General features: G+C 37.4%; 16 protein-coding genes and 1 pseudogene. 5 read left to right on the top strand and 12 right to left on the bottom strand.

The genetic code is table 11. The features are described from left to right. Positions 1 to 42: 42 nt before the first annotated feature. From AB1284_RS24495 to AB1284_RS24455, 9 genes are all read right to left on the bottom strand, one after another. Positions 43 to 798, bottom strand: a complete 756-nt coding sequence (locus tag AB1284_RS24495; protein WP_429752672.1) for an HAD family hydrolase — start codon at positions 796 to 798, stop codon at positions 43 to 45. A 131-nt stretch (positions 799 to 929) separates the two neighbouring features. Then, positions 930 to 1,832, bottom strand: coding sequence for a diacylglycerol kinase (locus AB1284_RS24490; protein WP_429752673.1), 903 nt, complete (start codon positions 1,830 to 1,832; stop codon positions 930 to 932). A gap of 384 nt (positions 1,833 to 2,216) precedes the next feature. Next, the gene (gene gatB, locus AB1284_RS24485; RefSeq protein WP_429752674.1) at positions 2,217 to 3,647 is read right to left on the bottom strand and encodes an Asp-tRNA(Asn)/Glu-tRNA(Gln) amidotransferase subunit GatB; all 1,431 of its coding nucleotides are present in this window, start codon (positions 3,645 to 3,647) and stop codon (positions 2,217 to 2,219) included. 14 nt (positions 3,648 to 3,661) lie between these two features. Next, positions 3,662 to 5,119: an Asp-tRNA(Asn)/Glu-tRNA(Gln) amidotransferase subunit GatA gene (gene gatA / locus AB1284_RS24480; RefSeq protein WP_429752675.1), complete on the bottom strand. Its 1,458-nt coding sequence runs from the start codon at positions 5,117 to 5,119 to the stop codon at positions 3,662 to 3,664. Between the two features lie 15 nt (positions 5,120 to 5,134). After that, positions 5,135 to 5,425 (bottom strand): Asp-tRNA(Asn)/Glu-tRNA(Gln) amidotransferase subunit GatC, encoded by a 291-nt coding sequence (gene gatC / locus AB1284_RS24475; protein ID WP_017154187.1) that lies wholly within the window; start codon positions 5,423 to 5,425, stop codon positions 5,135 to 5,137. A 176-nt stretch (positions 5,426 to 5,601) separates the two neighbouring features. Further along, positions 5,602 to 5,853 (bottom strand): YiaA/YiaB family inner membrane protein, encoded by a 252-nt coding sequence (locus AB1284_RS24470; protein WP_429752676.1) that lies wholly within the window; start codon positions 5,851 to 5,853, stop codon positions 5,602 to 5,604. Positions 5,854 to 6,109: 256 nt separating this feature from the next. After that, positions 6,110 to 6,526 (bottom strand): GtrA family protein, encoded by a 417-nt coding sequence (locus tag AB1284_RS24465; RefSeq protein ID WP_429752677.1) that lies wholly within the window; start codon positions 6,524 to 6,526, stop codon positions 6,110 to 6,112. Next, the gene (locus tag AB1284_RS24460) at positions 6,519 to 7,499 is read right to left on the bottom strand and encodes a glycosyltransferase family 2 protein (protein WP_429752678.1); all 981 of its coding nucleotides are present in this window, start codon (positions 7,497 to 7,499) and stop codon (positions 6,519 to 6,521) included. The genes AB1284_RS24465 and AB1284_RS24460 overlap by 8 nt, the downstream gene beginning before the upstream one ends. A 15-nt stretch (positions 7,500 to 7,514) precedes the next feature. Continuing rightward, complete coding sequence (locus AB1284_RS24455) at positions 7,515 to 9,653, bottom strand: glycosyltransferase family 39 protein (RefSeq protein ID WP_429754387.1); 2,139 nt, start codon at positions 9,651 to 9,653, stop codon at positions 7,515 to 7,517. Between the two features lie 238 nt (positions 9,654 to 9,891). Here AB1284_RS24455 and AB1284_RS24450 point away from each other — a divergent pair, with 238 nt between their 5' ends. The 5 genes from AB1284_RS24450 to AB1284_RS24430 all read left to right on the top strand — a co-directional run bounded on the left by AB1284_RS24450 (position 9,892) and on the right by AB1284_RS24430 (position 14,226). Next, complete coding sequence (locus AB1284_RS24450; RefSeq protein ID WP_429752679.1) at positions 9,892 to 10,578, top strand: response regulator transcription factor; 687 nt, start codon at positions 9,892 to 9,894, stop codon at positions 10,576 to 10,578. Then, positions 10,575 to 12,074 carry a sensor histidine kinase gene (locus tag AB1284_RS24445; protein WP_429752680.1) on the top strand — a complete coding sequence of 500 codons (1,500 nt, stop codon included), beginning with the start codon at positions 10,575 to 10,577 and terminating at the stop codon, positions 12,072 to 12,074. The genes AB1284_RS24450 and AB1284_RS24445 overlap by 4 nt, the downstream gene beginning before the upstream one ends. A 225-nt stretch (positions 12,075 to 12,299) precedes the next feature. Continuing rightward, positions 12,300 to 12,782, top strand: coding sequence for a MarR family winged helix-turn-helix transcriptional regulator (locus AB1284_RS24440; protein ID WP_429752681.1), 483 nt, complete (start codon positions 12,300 to 12,302; stop codon positions 12,780 to 12,782). A gap of 75 nt (positions 12,783 to 12,857) precedes the next feature. Further along, on the top strand, positions 12,858 to 14,039 hold the full coding sequence (locus tag AB1284_RS24435) for an ArsA family ATPase (protein WP_429752682.1): 1,182 nt from the start codon (positions 12,858 to 12,860) through the stop codon (positions 14,037 to 14,039). Then, entirely contained in the window at positions 14,032 to 14,226 is a 195-nt protein-coding gene (locus tag AB1284_RS24430; RefSeq protein WP_429752683.1) for a DUF3926 domain-containing protein, read from the top strand. Before AB1284_RS24435 ends, AB1284_RS24430 begins: the two co-directional genes overlap by 8 nt. Before the next feature lie 173 nt (positions 14,227 to 14,399). Here the strand turns inward: AB1284_RS24430 and AB1284_RS24425 are convergent. The 3 genes and pseudogenes from AB1284_RS24425 to AB1284_RS24415 form a co-directional block, all read right to left on the bottom strand. Then, positions 14,400 to 15,260, bottom strand: a pseudogene (locus AB1284_RS24425) (MetQ/NlpA family ABC transporter substrate-binding protein). A gap of 24 nt (positions 15,261 to 15,284) precedes the next feature. Beyond that, a complete protein-coding gene (locus AB1284_RS24420) occupies positions 15,285 to 15,950 on the bottom strand; it encodes a methionine ABC transporter permease (protein WP_429752684.1) in 666 nt (221 codons plus the stop codon). Then, positions 15,940 to 16,959 carry a methionine ABC transporter ATP-binding protein gene (locus AB1284_RS24415; RefSeq protein ID WP_429752685.1) on the bottom strand — a complete coding sequence of 340 codons (1,020 nt, stop codon included), beginning with the start codon at positions 16,957 to 16,959 and terminating at the stop codon, positions 15,940 to 15,942. Before AB1284_RS24415 ends, AB1284_RS24420 begins: the two co-directional genes overlap by 11 nt. Positions 16,960 to 17,016: the final 57 nt, after the last annotated feature.

The raw sequence follows: 17,016 nt of genomic DNA, 5'->3' as shown, positions 1-17,016 counted from the left end.
AAGGACTCAAAACGAGTCTTTGTAGACTTATTCAAAAGATTTCTATCTATTTACCATGAATTTTTCCGTTTCATTCCATACTAGCTTACCAGAATCAGAAATTAGCTCTCCTACAGATGGCAACAATATATCAGATAATGGATCTAACGTTTCCTTATCGCCTGTTCCTGAAAGAACACCAATCGCATAACCCGCTCCGCTATTTTGAGCCAAATACATATCTGTTGGTGTATCTCCTACAATCACAACTTCAGAAGGATGCAGTTGAAACTGCTCACAAAATACGTCTACAATTTGTTTATTTGGTTTTTGCGCTGGAAATGTATCTGACGTTACAATAAATTCGAAAAACGATTGTAATTGATATTGCTGTAGAAATAACTGCGTAGGTTCATAATCATCTGCTGTGACAACACCGAGAATATACCCTTGTTCCTTTAATTTTGTTAGTAACTTTGGTAAATCCGCTGTCATTTTCATATGCGAACGCTGCTTATACATAAAGGAAAATAACTTTTCACTTATCCATTCTCGCATTTCAGCTACAGAAAATGATGGGACATGCTTACAAAAAATATATGCTAAATCCATACTTGTTCCCGCAGCCAATACACTATGCGGATTCACAAACATTTCTTCTACGCCAATCTCTTGCAGTAACGTTGTTTGTAACGTTGTAGGTAGTTTATATGTTCGGATTAGCTCTGCAACAACTTCCTCTGCAACTTTTACCCAAATGGAATGAAAATCCATTAATGTACCATCTTTATCAAATAAAATTGCTTTCATTTCCCCCATAACCTCCTACCTCCCCTTTGTTACTCACCTTTATTGTAACAAGGGGATATATATGAACTATGAAGGAATTGTAAAGATACAATAAAGAAACAACAAAACACCAATTTACACTCTTTACAAAAAACTACCTTTTACAAGGTAGTTTCTTTTTGTTCTGGAATAAATAATTCCAAACAGTGATACACATTTTCAAACTCCATCGGTGCATCCCCGCCGTATTCACCATCTAAATTAATCATTAATTTTTCTGTTGAATGCACTTTAATTCGATTCGCTTGTGTATATAATACTTTCGGGTTATTTATATGCTCACCGCGCTGCGCTTGTGTAGCTGCTTTAATTAAATCCGCAATCGATCCTTTTTTTAATATTAACAAATCAAACAAACCATCATTAATAGAGGCATACGGTGCTACTTTTTCAAAGCCGCCGACTGATCGTGTATTTGTAATCAAAAACATTGTAATTTCTTCTTGCAATAATTTTCCATCATATTCAATTTCTACATATGTCGGATGTAAGGATGGTAACATTTCAATACCTTTTAAATAATACGCAAGTTGTCCAAGTACTGTTTTTAACTTACTTGGTACTTCATATGTTAATTCGGTTATGCGGCCACCGCCTGCAATATTAATAAAGTATGTATCATTTGCTCTTCCAAGATCGAGAGGTACCGTTTGACCAGCACAAATGATATCAGTAGCTTCTTCGATTGAACGCGGTACACCAATCGCTCTGGCAAAGTCATTTGTCGTTCCAACTGGAATAATTCCAAACTTGGGAAGATGTTCATTTCCAACTAAACCATTCACAACTTCATTTAACGTACCGTCGCCGCCTGCTGCAATAACAACATCAAACTTACGCTCTGCCGCTTGCCTCGCTGCCACAGTCGCATCTCCAGGACCTGTCGTCGCATGACATGACGTTTCATACCCTGCTTTCTCTAATTTTTGTAGTACCTCTGGTAAGTTCTTCTTAAATAACTCGCGACCAGAAGTTGGATTATAAATAATTCTTGCACGTTTCATATAACATTAGCACAGGAAAACCCTCATTCATCAAAAAGGGAAAGGAATAGCCGCCAAGCATTTGCTTAGCATTCCTATGCATACCCTCCTCTCAATTCTACATATACTTCCTTAAACCTGACAAAGCATATAATTTCATTGTTAACACTAAATTAACATTTATTTCATATCATATCATGAAAAAATTCTCTCTAGATTAAGATTTATCATTATTACAACCTTTTTGCAACTATCATACCATACTTAACGGAAGACATTTTCCTTATATTTGTCAGTTAATCAAACGTTTGTTTAAACGAAATATTATTTAAACAAACGTTTGATTAACTCAGAAAAACACCCATATTTGGGTGTTTTTCTGTTTAATCTTTGTTGTTTTCAAGCTTATCGTTTATTAATCTCTTCAAGTAAGATTTTATTAACAAGCGGTGGATTTGCCTGTCCTTTTGTTGCTTTCATAATTTGACCAACTAAGAAGCCAATTGCACGGTCTTTACCGTTTTTGAAGTCTTCAATAGATTGTTCATTATTATCAAGAATTTCTGTTACGATCTTACGAAGCGCTCCTTCGTCAGAAATTTGAACAAGACCTTTTGCTTTTACGATTTCTTCTGGGTCTCCACCTTTTTCAATTAACTCGTTAAATACTTTTTTCGCAATTTTAGACGAAATTGTACCTTTTTCAATTAATTGAATCATTTTAGACAAACCAGCTGGTGTTAATGCTACATCTTTTAATTCTTTTTGTTGTTTGTTTAAGTATGCTAGTACTTCACCCATTAACCAGTTTGATGTTAATTTCGCGTCTGCACCATCTGCAACTGTTGCTTCGAAGAAATCAGACATCTCTTTCGTTAATGTTAATACGTGTGCATCATAAGCTGGTAAGCCAAGCTCTTCAACATAACGTACTTTACGAGCATCTGGAAGTTCAGGAATAGAAGCACGAACACGTTCTTTCCACTCATCATCGATGTAAAGTTCAACTAAATCCGGCTCTGGGAAGTAACGGTAATCGTCAGATCCTTCTTTTACACGCATTAAGATTGTTTTCTTCGTTGCTTCATCATAACGGCGTGTCTCTTGTTGGATGATACCACCAGATAATAGTTCTTTTTCTTGACGTGCTTGTTCAAACTCAAGACCTTTTTGTACGTAAGTGAAAGAGTTTAAGTTTTTCAGCTCTGCTTTTGTACCGAATTTTTCTTGTCCAACTGGACGAAGAGAAATATTCGCATCACAGCGAAGAGAACCCTCTTCCATCTTACAATCAGATACGCCTGTATATTGAATGATTGATTTTAGCTTTTCTAAATATGCATACGCTTCTTCTGGTGTACGCATATCTGGCTCAGATACAATTTCGATTAACGGCATACCTTGGCGATTGTAGTCTACTAATGAGTAACCTTCGCCAGTATGTGTTGATTTACCAGCATCTTCTTCTAAATGAAGACGTGTAATACCGATACGTTTCTTTTTGCCGTCTACTTCGATTTCAATCCAACCATTTTCCCCAATTGGTTTATCAAATTGAGAGATTTGATAAGCCTTCGGGTTATCTGGATAGAAATAGTTTTTACGGTCAAATTTTGTTTCTGTTGCGATTTCACAGTTTAATGCCATTGCAGCTTTCATTGCAAAGTTAACTGCTTCTTTATTTAGAGTTGGAAGCACCCCAGGATATCCTAAGTCAATTACACTTGTTTGTGTATTTGGATCAGCTCCGAATTCTGTTGGACTCGCAGAGAAAATTTTCGAATTTGTTTTTAACTCAACGTGAACCTCTAAACCGATAATTGTTTCAAAATTCATCTATGCTCGCCTCCTTACAGACTTGCTTTTTTTGTATGATAATCTGTTGCTTGCTCGAACGCATGTGCAACGCGATAAATTGTTGCTTCATCGAAGTGTTTACCAATAATTTGCAGTCCAAGAGGCATGTTGTTCGCGCCGAATCCACATGGAACAGAAATTGCTGGAACACCTGCTAAGTTTACTGGAATTGTTAAAATGTCGTTTGCATACATTGTCATTGGATCATCGATTTTTTCGCCCACTTTAAACGCTGGAGTTGGGGTTGTTGGCCCAATAATAATGTCATAGTTTGCAAATACATTTTCAAAGTCATTTTTAATTAATGTACGTACTTGTTGTGCTTTTTTGTAATATGCATCATAGTAACCAGAGCTAAGTGCAAATGTACCAAGCATAATACGACGTTTTACTTCGTCACCGAAGCCTTCGCTGCGTGTATTCTTATAAAGATCCATTAAGTTATTCACATTATCAGAACGAACGCCGTAACGTACGCCATCAAAACGTGAAAGGTTAGCAGACGCTTCAGAAGAAGAAATTAAATAGTATGCTGCTAATGCATATTTAGAGTGTGGAAGTGACACTTCTTCCCAAGTTGCGCCCATGCCTTCTAACACTTTTAAAGCAGCTAGTACAGACTCACGAGCCTCTTCGCCAACACCTTCACCTAAATATTCTTTTGGTACAGCAATACGTAAGCCTTTTACATCGCCTGTTAAACCAGCTAAGTAGTTACCAACTTCAATGCTTGCAGAAGTTGTATCCATGCGGTCAACACCTGAAATAGCTTGCAGTAAGTATGCATTGTCTTCTACTGTACGTGTAATCGGTCCAATTTGGTCAAGTGAAGATGCAAATGCAACTAAACCGAAGCGAGATACACGACCATATGTTGGTTTTAAACCAACAACACCGCAATATGCAGCTGGTTGACGGATAGAACCACCCGTATCAGAACCTAAAGAGAATAATACTTCTCCTGCCGCTACTGCTGCTGCAGAACCACCACTAGATCCACCTGGAACATAATCTAAATTCCATGGGTTCTTTGTTGCATAAAAACCAGAGTTTTCATTAGAAGAACCCATTGCAAACTCGTCCATGTTTAATTTACCGATTGTAATTGTGTCAGCAGCGTTTAGCTTTTGCACAACTGTTGCATCGTAAATTGGATCGAAGTTTGCTAATATTTTACTCGCACACGTTGTACGAAGACCTTTTGTTACGATGTTATCTTTCACACCGATTGGCATACCAAATAGTAAACCATTATCTTCAGCGCCTAATTTTGCATCTAATTCTTTCGCTTTTGCACGTGCATTTTCTTCATCTAATGTAAGAAACGCTTTTACGTTATCTTCAACATCCGCAATACGTTTGTAAGATTCGTCTACTAAATCCGTAACGGAAATTTCTTTGCTTTGTAATTTTTTATGTAACTCTGATACAGAACGATCAAATAATGACATCGAAATTCCCCTCCTCTATTCTAATACTGCAGGAACACGGATTTGATTATCTTTGTGATCCGGTGCATTTTTTAATACTTCTTCAACTGGTAAACCTTTTTCAGGTACATCTTCACGCATAATATTCTTCATATCTAGTACATGAGTTGTTGGTTTTACGTTTGTTGTATCTAATTCATTTAACTGCTCAGCAAATGTAACAATTGCATCGAGTTGTTTTTGAAATTTTTCTGCTTCTTGATCTGTAATTGCAAGACGTGCTAAATGCGCAACATGCTTTACATTCTCAACGGAAATTCTTGACACGGCTAGGCCACCTCCATAATATATCGTACAATCTACAATACTATTGATGATACCAAATTTTCAGTAGTTCAAGCAAGTCAACACACGGTACTTACAGGATTTTTACATAAAAAAAGAAAGGCTTCTGCCTCCCTTATCAATTTAATATATAAAATTCCATTAAACAGAGTTCATTCTTATTTCTCAATTGTTTCTTTTTTGGAAACTGGTTCAGCATGGATGTTGTTTGCATTATCCTCTTCATTATCACGAATTGTTTTTTGCAATACAAAACAAGACATCGTTAAAAATAATGTACCAAGTAAATAATAGCCTTTTACACTGAGTGGTTCCTCTAGCGTATAAATACCAATTAACATGCCCGAAAGTGCACAAACGAAAGATGTCCATGCTAAAAATGTGAACGCTTGGGTGTTTCTTCTTCTCATTGTTCTCCCCCTTGTTAGCTGACATTTATAATAGGTACATACATTACTATTCCTATTATGGATTTTTATGTAAAATATACTTCTCTTTTTATTAATCTATCATACACATTTTCTATTATAAAGCGTATTTTTTGTATAATATGGAAAAAATAAAAAGATAATTATTTTATACATTTTCAACTAAACATAGAATGAAAACCAATTTGAAGAATGCAAAAAAACAGGTGCCTAGACCAGCTGTCAAAATAGCTGTTTTTTAATTTTCATTGGGCTCCACTCCTTTACTGCAAGAAAAACGGAACACCCAATATCGGCTTCCTATGAAATTTATTAAACTACCAATCAATGTTGCAGTCACTTTAGAAACAGCCAAAGACTGCTCTAAAGTATCATGCATACTACTTAGTATTAGAGATACTACAACAAGGCTTAAAAGATTAACGCATATAAACTTCAATGGTTCTTTTGCAACTTGTTTTCTTCCTTTTTGTTGGAACGTCCACTGTCTGTTAAGTAAGTAGCTGCTCGCTACGCCACAGCTATAGGATATCCACTGTGCCAATAAAAACGGTGTCTCCCCCATGACCAGCAGTGTAAAAATCATTATATCAATACCAGTATTAAGCACACCCACTGCTAAAAATTTCAAAATTTGTATCAAACCCTTATTCATACACTACCTCATGGCCCGTAATTGACTTTTCCGTTCCCAGTTCCCCATAAAATTCTCGAACAATATATAAAGGTCTTCCTTTTGTTTCATCGTAGATGCGGCCAATATATTCACCAATAATCCCCAGCATAAATAACATAAAACCGTTAAAGATTAACATAATACTAATTATAGAAGGCCAGCCTTTCATGGTTGCCTCAGTAAATATAGTAAGATATAGAACATACATAAGATATAGGAAACCCGACCCAGATAGAAGCAATCCGGAATAGATCGCCAACTTCAATGGTTTATAAGAGAAGGAAAGAATTCCATCCAAGCATAGCTTTATCATTCGCTTAAGAGGATATTTGGTTTCACCTGCCACCCTTTCATCTCGAACATATTCAACTGCAGTTTGACGAAATCCGACCCAACTAACTAATCCTCGAACAAACCTATTATTCTCATTTATCCGTTTCATTTCTTTACATACCTTTTTGTCCATAAGACGAAAATCTCCAGTATCCACTGGTATATCGATATCCGTGGAAGCGCGAAGCACGCGATAAAACGTGCTTGCCGACCACTTTTTAAACCATGTTTCACCCTTACGCTTGATTCGTTTTGCGTAGACTACTTCATAACCTTCTTCCCATTTTTCAATCATTTGCAAAATTAATTCAGGTGGATCCTGTAAATCAGCGTCAATGATAATAACCGCATCCCCTTTTGCATAATCCATGCCAGCTGTAATTGCAATCTGATGACCAAAATTCCGGGAAAAATCAATGAGCTTCACTGTTTTATCCCCTCTAGCAAAGTCCTTTATAATATCAGCACATTTGTCCTGACTTCCATCGTTAATGAACAGTAATTCATACGTATCATTCGTATCCTTCATGACCTTTTTCAGTCTTCGATAAGTTTCTTCAATAACTGATTCTTCGTTATACATGGGGATTATAACCGAATAACATATATTGTTTCTCATTCTCGTTCTACTCCTTTACAATGTTACTTTATATAAAGTGTTTGAGCGCCCAGGACCACCCATATTACCTCTTTCCTTGTCCCTATTTTGCGTTGTCTGCCACTCTTCAGATGGAATTTTCTCACCATTTTCCTGAATCCACTTTGTCACTTCAGAACTTCCGTGTCGCACCCCTTCATCTGAAATGAGGAAGTATTTCACTTTTCCACTTGATACTAATTTCTTTAATTTCTCAACGGTATAAACCGGATCAGAACCGGAAAATCCACCCATTGTTATGACGGATTCTCCTTTATCTATAATGTAAGGAGCTGCAGTTTGATAGCTTGTCGTGGCAAACAAATATTGTTCACCAGTATTGTTTTTCTTTAAGTATGACAAAGTTTTACTATCTAAACTCTCGCTACCCATTCCCGCTTGCTTGTTTCTTGGCATTCCTGAAGGCTGCCCGTTAGCCATTGGAGCTTTCATACGATTTTCTGATGAAGTATCAGATTCGCCAGGTCCTCCTTGCCCATTCAATCTAGGCATCGCTCCCCCTGGGAACCCACCCATATTACCTTTACCATCTGCCGAGCTCGGTCCCGCCTGTGGTAACATACTGTTTCCACCATACGTAATTGGTGTAGCAGCCCAATACAACGGCCCAATCAGCAGTATAAGTAATCCTGCAATATTTACTGCAGGAGGCAACTTTACCTTTCTATACTTAGACAGGACAAGCGCTAAAGCAAAGATTATTCCTGCAGACGCTATACCAATAGACCACCCAGCCCCAATCACATCGTCATAAGGATGGATAATGTACCATTGGAATCCCGCCGTTCCTACAACTGCTGTCGGCAATAACCAAGATTTCCAGCCAGTATTGTTTTTGTAATCCTCAAAAAGCTGTGTCCAACCGGATCCAAACAGAGCTGCAATAGGAGCTGCAAGCATAATCAAGTAATAATGATGGAAGAAACCTGCAATACTGAAGAATCCCATCGCCGGGATTAACCATACGAGCCAAAAGACTGTTTCTTTATGCTTCAACGTCATATTATTTCTTCGTAAACCGGCCAGCAAGCTAATACTAGCAATAGCAACAAACGGAAGAAGCCAACTAGCCTGACCAGACAGTTCAGACTGGAATAGACGGAATAATCCTTTCTCACCAGTTCCAAAGTTACCACCTATCTTACCGCCTGGGCCACCATTATTACCTTGGGGTGGGCCACCCCTTTGAACGCCTTGAATATTGTCATTTCCGTTTATTGGATTAACTCCACTTTCAGTGTTATCGTTCTGCTGCGCCTCATTGTTATCTTGAGGTGGTCGCTGTTGATTGTTCACACCGGGTACTCTCCCGCCGCCTCCTTGATTTCCTGTAAGACGCGAAATTCCATTGTAACCAAACGCTAATTCTAGAACTGAGTTTGTCTGACTGCTACCAACATATGGACGCTTATCTTTAGGAATAGCGTCCACAATAACTGCCCATGAAAGGGAAATAATAAGCATGATAACTGTTGCCCCAGAGAGTAAACCAATCTTTTTCTTCCAGTTTACTTTGGCAGCCCAAATATAGAAGACATAAAAAGCTGGAAGTACCATATAAGCCTGTAGCATCTTCATATTAAAGGCCAAGCCTATTACCGCAAAGGCAGCAAAGAGACTCCAAATGCTACTACGCTTCACGCTTCTAAATAAAAGCCAAGTGGCTATCAAGAGGGTAAATACAAGCATACTATCAATATTATTTGTTCGGCTCACTGCCGCTGCAATTGGCGTACATGCGAAAGCTAAAGCACCAAGTCGTGCAGCAGCTAAGCCAAAAGATGGTTTTACTAAAAAATAAATGAGCAATACTGAGCCCACCCCAGCCAATGCCTGAGGAAGAATCACACTCCAACCGTGCAAACCAAAAATATAAGCACTTATCGTTTGAATCCAAAATGTAACAGGTGGTTTATCTACCGTTACAGATCCTGCTGAATCGAGAGAAGCGAAAAAGAAATTATGAAAGTTTTTCAACATACTTGCTACCGCAGTTGTATAGTAAGTATTTGCATATTGATCGGTCCAAATGTTATATCCATTTAAAAAAATTGCCAATAAAACTATCAATATTAAAGGCACATCTAATCGTCCTTTTAACCTTGAAAACACGATATTACAACTCCTTCATCATTTTATATTTTGAACTAGGCCATGGCTGTATTATCATCCTTTCACCTGAAATGGACTTGAGTATAAGCTGAAAGTTTCCTGAATACGTAAAATCCTTTTAATATTAAAGATTAAGTAAGAAGAAATAAAAAATTGCCACTGCTAATTCAGACTACTTTCAGCAAACTTTCAGCATAATCGTAGATAATAGTAATAATTACACACAGGGGGCGTGAAAAAGATGAATTCTCTTAAAGGAATTAAAATACTGTTAGTAGATGACGAACCACACATCTTACAATTTTTAGAGATAGGATTAATGAACGAAGGATATGAAGTAAAAAAAGCTACTGATGGGATAAGCGCTATTAACTTGGCACAAGAATTTCAGCCGCATGTAGCAATCATAGATGTAATGATGCCCGGCATCGACGGATTCGAAGTGTGTCGTATGATTAAAAAGAGCGGATCTCACACTTCCGTTATCATGCTTACCGCAAAAGACGAAGTGGATGATCGGGTAAAAGGATTAACGTTAGGAGCAGATGACTATGTCATAAAACCATTCAGTTTCGATGAATTACTCGCTCGTATACACGCTCGTCTTCGCAATCAATTTCCAAATCTATTCGGAGAGGTCATTTATGGCCCATTTAAGGTGGATGATCGTAGGAAAGAATTACTATTTAACGGCAAAATATTAGAACTTTCCCCGACGGAATATGAGCTTCTTAAATACATTGTAATGAACCATGGAATTGTATTGAGCAAGGGAATGATACTTGATAAGGTATGGGGCTATGACTTTCAAGGAGATGAAAATATTGTAGAGGTGTATATTCGCTCACTTCGAGAAAAGTTAAAAGATAAGGAACATCGACTCATTCGTACAATTAGGGGAGCGGGTTACCGTGTGGATTTACCATGATTAGACTTACTTCTCTTATAAAAAAGGTACTTTTGCCTCGCTCTTTGCGCCTTCAACTTCTAACACGAACATTATTTATTTTATCTCTTATTCTTTTGAGTATTGGTCTTTTGCAATATTGGGTGATGAAAAACTTTCTATATAACAATGAAGCTGAAACGTTAAGAGCAAAGCTAATGTCTTTACCGCCAGAAATAGATTTACTGCCCTTTGATTCACGAAATAAAGTAGAAAACCATCCTGAACCTAACAAACCAAAATTCCTGTTTTCACAAGATATTTCACTTGCAGTTATCAGAAAGGATGGTAGTTATAAAGATCTAGCAACGAACACTGGAATGTCCTCTCCAAAGCTTTCAAACGAGGATTATACGAAAATATTAGAGCAATTCTCAAATCACAAACAAGCCGACTATAGAGTTGTATGTAATAAGGAAGGAATTGAACAGTTAGTAGTGTTCAGACCAATTGGAGGTGCTCCTGCCGGTCCGGACGGCAATTTAAATCGATCTCCTGATTATATTATTCAAATCGGAACAGATACCAGACCTTTACGTGCTGTTCTATTTCAACAACTGCTCACGTTCATTGTTCTATCTGGACTAGCTCTAATTGCTGGTTTAGCACTATATTTACCAGTTCTAAAAAAAACACTTGTCCCCCTTTCTAACATTGTAAATGCAGTGAAGAATACAAATGCAGGCAATTTAGCTGAGCGCCTACCTACACATCAAGGGCAAGAGGAAATTGACCGTTTATCAGAAACGTATAACGACATGCTAGAGCGATTGGAAGCATCCTTTGAACATGAAAGAGAAACAAAAGAGCAAATGAGGCGTTTTATCGCTGACGCTTCTCATGAACTAAGAACACCGCTTACGTCAATTCATGGTTTCCTAGAAGTGTTATTACGAGGGGCTGCAGATCGTCCTGAGCAGCTCTATAGTGCTTTAAATAGTATGCATGGCGAATCAAAGCGCATCATCAAGTTAGTGGAAGACTTATTATTTCTTGCAAAAATGGACCGTGAACCTGGGCTACATGTATCAGAAACCAATATCACTGAACTTATTCGACAGATGGAGCCGCAATTAAGCGTTTTGGGGGGCGACCGAAAGATAACATACGATCTAACAGCAGGCATAAAAGAAGATTATGATACAGATAAAATCAAACAAGTGATTTTAAACTTATTTCACAATGCAGTTCAACATACCGATCCTATTACGGGAAAAATAACAATCTCTTTAATGGCCATGGACAACCAAGTGGAACTTTCGATCCAGGATAATGGTCCTGGCATCAAAGCAGAAAATCTTTCCTATATATTTGACCGTTTTTATCGAATAGATAGCTCTCGAACAAGGCAGTACGGCGGGGCTGGTCTAGGCCTTGCTATTACTCAAACGATTGTTCACGCACATGGCGGAACAGTAGTTGTAAAGAGTAAAGTTGGAGAAGGAACTACATTTTTTGTTTATCTTCCATTAACATAAACTATCGCTGTTCCCTTTTAAGGTAATAATCTGTTATGGGAAAAAGGAGAGAACCACGGCTCTCTCCCTTTTCTGAAACATATCTTAACTCTTATGAAGAATAGCACATGAAATTCTCCTTACAAATAGACTAAAAAGTCTAAATAAACATTTGACATTTATTACTATCCAACATAGAATGATAATAAATATTACGAACCTCGAAATATACGGGAGTGGAAATAATTGCTACAATACGAACATTTTTTAGACTTACTGCTTGATAACGCCAAGAAGCTTTTCTATCCAGAAGAATGGGTAAGCCTTGATTTATCACTTTCAAAAACAGAAGTATTTTGTCTACTATGGATGGAGCGAAATACAGACATTACGATGAGCAAAATTACGGAACTTCTTGATATTCCAATGAGTACGACGACAGGTGTAGTGAATCGTCTCGTAAAAAAAGGATATATTGAGCGCTACCGAAGTGAAAGTGATCGTCGCATTGTATTGATTCGTTTAACGGAAACTGGTATAGAGCTTGTAGAAGAAGTAAAACAAAATGCTGCTCATTACTTTAACCTTGTAACAGAAGCGCTATCTGAAGAAGAAAAAGCATTTTTACTGCAAATCTTCCAAAAAATAATGAATCACATCGCTACATCACAACAAAAAACAGAAGAAAAACTTACTTCACCTAAAATGAAAAACATTCCGATTGAATAGGCCCCATTGCGGGTTTTTATTCAAACACATATTTCGACTCTCGTAATATTCGACTACCGAAATAAAGGGGATATGATGATGAGAATTATTTTGTACACAGGTAAAGGCGGCGTAGGAAAAACAAGTATTTCAGCAGCAACAGCAATGCAAAGTGCAAAACAAGGGTTAAAAACGTTAGTCATGAGTACAGACCCTGCACATAGCTTAGGAGATTCCTTTGGAATGAAACTGTCTTCAGAACCACAAGAAATCCGTGAAAACCTATGGGCACAAGAAATTAATACAATCTATGAAATGGAAAAGGGCTGGGGAAAACTACAAAAGTATATTACATTACTGTTTACATCAAAAGCAGCTGATGATATTACTACAGAGGAATTAACAATGTTTCCTGGTATGGAAGATTTAATTAGCTTACTTCGTGTACTCGATTACTATAAAAAAGAAACGTACGACGTTATTATTATCGACTGCGCACCGACAGGAGAAACGCTTGCCATGTTAAGCTTCCCTGATATGCTCGGCTGGTGGATGGAAAAACTCTTTCCAATTAAACGTAAAGTATTAAAAGTTGTACGTCCTGTTGCTCAGCCGCTTCTTGGGGTCCCTCTTCCTACCGATGATGTCATGGGCGAATTAACCCATACTCTCGAACAGCTCGGTGAAATGAGAGATATTTTATCAAACCGAGAAGTAACCAGTATTCGTGTTGTTGTAAATCCAGAAAAAATGGTTATTAAAGAAGCGCAGCGCAGCTTCACATATTTAAACCTATATGACTACAATGTTGATGCCATCATGATTAATCGCGTCATCCCTGACACTGTCACAGACTCTTATTTTCAAGCCTGGAAAGATACACAAAAAAAATATAAAGCATTGATTCAAGATAGTTTTCAGCCGCTTCCTATTTATGAAGCACCAATGTTTGAACAAGAAGTAGTTGGTTTATCTATGTTAGAGCGTGTTGGCGATGCTTTATTTAAAAATGATTCTGATCCAACTGCCGTGAAATTCAACGGGCGGACGCAATATGTAACAAAGAACGGGGACGAATATATTTTTGTTCTTTCCATCCCATTCTCTGATAAAAGTGAACTCTCTTTAAATCAAAAAGGCGACGAACTGATTATTCGCGCTGGTTCCGTAAAACGAAACATTACATTACCAAAAACATTAACGCATTTATCCATTCAAGGAGCAAAATTTGAAGGTGATGTACTCAATATTCGATTTGGAGGTGTTGTTCATGCGTGAAGATTTATTGCGGAAAATAATTCGGACGAAGCTAGAAATTGGAGCGCATATGATAGACGAATTACCTGCCCCGCTTCAGCAGCGAGCAAACGAGGTGCTGAATATGTTTCATGAAGAACTAACTTCTTATATAAAGGAACAGAAACAACCTGCGGAAACTTCTTTAAAACGTGTGACGATTGAATAACTATATAAGAAGAGACCAGGAAAAATCCTAGTCTCTTCTACTTGCTATACCTAACAAATATGAGATTCTATATTTCACAGAATTAGAGGGTACAAAATTAGGGTATTGTCTGTTAGGCACTATATGTTGAACTAATTATCAGTAGAGGGGGCCCATCTGATAATTAATTAAACTCAATACGATTTCACAATCTTCTCAATCTCTTTCAATGGAAGATTCACAGAAATAGATCCGCCATTTGTTTCTTTCTTTAGTGCTTCTTCTACTTCTTTAGAGTGATACAATTCAATAATCTTTTTGTATGTTGCGTTATCTTTGTCTTTCGTACGAGCAGCAAAAATGTTTAAGTATGGTTTGGCACTATCATTCTTTGGGTCTTCTAAGAAAATAGCATCTTTCACTGGATTAAGATTTGCTTGCCCTGCTACACCATTGTTAATAACGGATGCTGCTACATCTTTTAGTACACGCGGTGTTTGCTGCGCTACAACCGGTGTGATTTTTAATTTTTTTGGATTTTCAGCAATACCACTTGGATCACCAAATAAACCAAAATCTTTTTTCAGTTTTAATAATCCAGCTGCATCAAGAAGTTTTAACGCACGAGCTTGGTTTGTCGGATCATTCGGAATTGCAATTTCTGCACCATTTGGAATTTCGCTTGGTTTCTTATACTTCTCTGAGAATAAACCCATTGGTGCAATTTGTGTTGTACCAATGGCTGTAATATCTAATTTATGCTCTTTTTTAAATTGCTCTAAAAAAGCAATATGTTGAAATGCATTTAGTTCAATGTCCCCATCTGCTAGTGCATTATTAGGTGTTGTATAGTCAGAGAACTCAACTAACTTAACTTGAATTCCTTCTTTTTCAGCTTTCTTTTTGAGAATATTCCATGATTCTCAATCCGTTCCTGTTACACCGATACGAACGACTTTTTCCTTTGCTGCTGCTTCTTTTGAATCCTTACCGCAACCACTTAATACAGATACACTCACAATCGCAGACAATGCAAATGCTAATAATTTTTTCATTTCATTTCCCTCTTTTCTTCTGTTTTATGATCTACGTAAAAATCTCTTTGCAAAATAATTCCCTAAGTTTTGTGCAACTTGCACAAGAAGAATTAATAATACAACTGTTACAAACATCACGGATGTATCAAAACGCTGATAACCGTATGTCATCGACAAGTCGCCAAGACCACCACCGCCAACGAGACCGGCAACTGCTGAAAATTCGATTAACGCAACTGTCATAAACGTAATCCCTAAAATTAATGGGGCTAACGCTTCTGGAACAAGAATCTCACAAACAATTCTTAGCGGAGAAGCCCCCATCGCTTGAGCTGCCTCAATAACTCCTTTCGGAACAGAAACAAGATTTGTTTCTACCATCCTTGCAATCCCAATAGAAGCAACAAGCGTCATTGGAAAAATTGCAGCAGCTGTTCCAATCGTTGTTCCAATAACAGCACGCGTCACAGGGCTAAGAGCTACTAAAAAAATAATGAACGGAATAGGACGAATCGTATTAATAACAATATTAAGGATAGAAAAGACCAGTTTATTTTCTAAAAAGTTACCTTTTCTTGTCACATATAAAAGTAAACCTAGTGGTATACCAAGAATTGTAGCGAATATAAGGGTAGCAATAACCATTAATACTGTATCCCCAGTCGCATCTACAATCCGCGGCCAAAATGTACTCCAATCAACTCGCATGACTTTCAACCTCCTTCAACTGAACTTGCAAGCGTAGATGTTGAAGCGCCTTCTGAATCTCTTTCGCCTCTCCTTGTAGTTCAACGAGAAGATTACCAAATAAAATACCTTGTAATTCAATAATATTTCCATAAAGTACATTTACATCAACGTTATAATGTTTGACAATATAAGATAATAGCGGCCGTCCTGTTGCTTCACCAGTAAATGTTATACGATAAATGAGGCCTCCATTTTGAATTTTAGTAGTCACGCTCTCTGGTAAGTGGTCATTAATAACAGACCTTACAAAGTTTTGTGTCGTTTTTGTTTTCGATCCTGTAAATACATCAAAAATCGTGCCTTCTTCAATCACCTTTCCCTTTTCCATAACAGCAACCCGGTGGCAAATTTCTTTTACAACATGCATCTCATGTGTAATGAGAAGAATCGTAACTTTATATTCTTTATTTACCTTTTGTAATAGATTTAAAATTTCTGACGTTGTCTCTGGATCCAATGCTGATGTAGCTTCATCACAAATTAGTACATCTGGGTATGTAGCAAGTGCTCTTGCGATGCCAACGCGTTGCTTTTGTCCTCCGGATAATTGCTCTGGATAATAATTTGCCTTATCTTCTAATCCGACAAATTGTAATAATTCTGTTACTCGCCTTTTAATTTCACTCTTTGGTAACTTCGCTAATTTGAGTGGATAGGCAATATTTCCATATACTGTTCGCGAATTGAACAAATTAAAGCTTTGAAAGATCATTCCAATTCTTTGACGCAACTGTCGTAACTCTTTTGTCGATAACGATGTAATGTCTTTCCCATCAATGGACACAACACCTGATGTCGGGCGCTCTAACATATTAACTAAACGTAAAAGTGTACTTTTCCCGGCGCCACTAAAACCGATAATACCAAAAATTTCACCTTGCTCAATCGTTAAGGATACATCTTCTACCGCATGTACAGATTGACCGCTCGACTCATACACTTTACTCACTCTGTCGAATGAAATCATCCTGTTCCCTCCTATTTGCTATAACAACTCTAAGTCATTCTTGAGGCAAATAAAAAA

The sequence above is a fragment of the Bacillus sp. S2(2024) genome (genome assembly GCF_050474045.1).
GTDB lineage: Bacteria > Bacillota > Bacilli > Bacillales > Bacillaceae_G > Bacillus_A > Bacillus_A yunxiaonensis.
The sequence above is the reverse complement of the archived record's forward strand: the minus strand, read 5'-3'. Positions and strand labels throughout refer to the sequence as shown.

Excerpts from the sequence above, each read along its gene's own strand:
- AB1284_RS24490 (WP_429752673.1), bottom strand. The coding sequence starts at position 1,832 with ATGAAACGTGCAAGAATTATTTATAATCCAACTTCTGGTCGCGAGTTA.
- AB1284_RS24450 (WP_429752679.1), top strand. The coding sequence starts at position 9,892 with ATGAATTCTCTTAAAGGAATTAAAATACTGTTAGTAGATGACGAACCA.
- AB1284_RS24430 (WP_429752683.1), top strand. The coding sequence starts at position 14,032 with ATGCGTGAAGATTTATTGCGGAAAATAATTCGGACGAAGCTAGAAATT.
- AB1284_RS24495 (WP_429752672.1), bottom strand. The coding sequence starts at position 798 with ATGGGGGAAATGAAAGCAATTTTATTTGATAAAGATGGTACATTAATG.
- AB1284_RS24445 (WP_429752680.1), top strand. The coding sequence starts at position 10,575 with ATGATTAGACTTACTTCTCTTATAAAAAAGGTACTTTTGCCTCGCTCT.
- AB1284_RS24460 (WP_429752678.1), bottom strand. The coding sequence starts at position 7,499 with ATGAGAAACAATATATGTTATTCGGTTATAATCCCCATGTATAACGAA.
- gatB (WP_429752674.1), bottom strand. The coding sequence starts at position 3,647 with ATGAATTTTGAAACAATTATCGGTTTAGAGGTTCACGTTGAGTTAAAA.
- gatA (WP_429752675.1), bottom strand. The coding sequence starts at position 5,119 with ATGTCATTATTTGATCGTTCTGTATCAGAGTTACATAAAAAATTACAA.
- AB1284_RS24435 (WP_429752682.1), top strand. The coding sequence starts at position 12,858 with ATGATGAGAATTATTTTGTACACAGGTAAAGGCGGCGTAGGAAAAACA.
- AB1284_RS24470 (WP_429752676.1), bottom strand. The coding sequence starts at position 5,853 with ATGAGAAGAAGAAACACCCAAGCGTTCACATTTTTAGCATGGACATCT.
- AB1284_RS24420 (WP_429752684.1), bottom strand. The coding sequence starts at position 15,950 with ATGCGAGTTGATTGGAGTACATTTTGGCCGCGGATTGTAGATGCGACT.
- AB1284_RS24415 (WP_429752685.1), bottom strand. The coding sequence starts at position 16,959 with ATGATTTCATTCGACAGAGTGAGTAAAGTGTATGAGTCGAGCGGTCAA.
- AB1284_RS24465 (WP_429752677.1), bottom strand. The coding sequence starts at position 6,526 with ATGAATAAGGGTTTGATACAAATTTTGAAATTTTTAGCAGTGGGTGTG.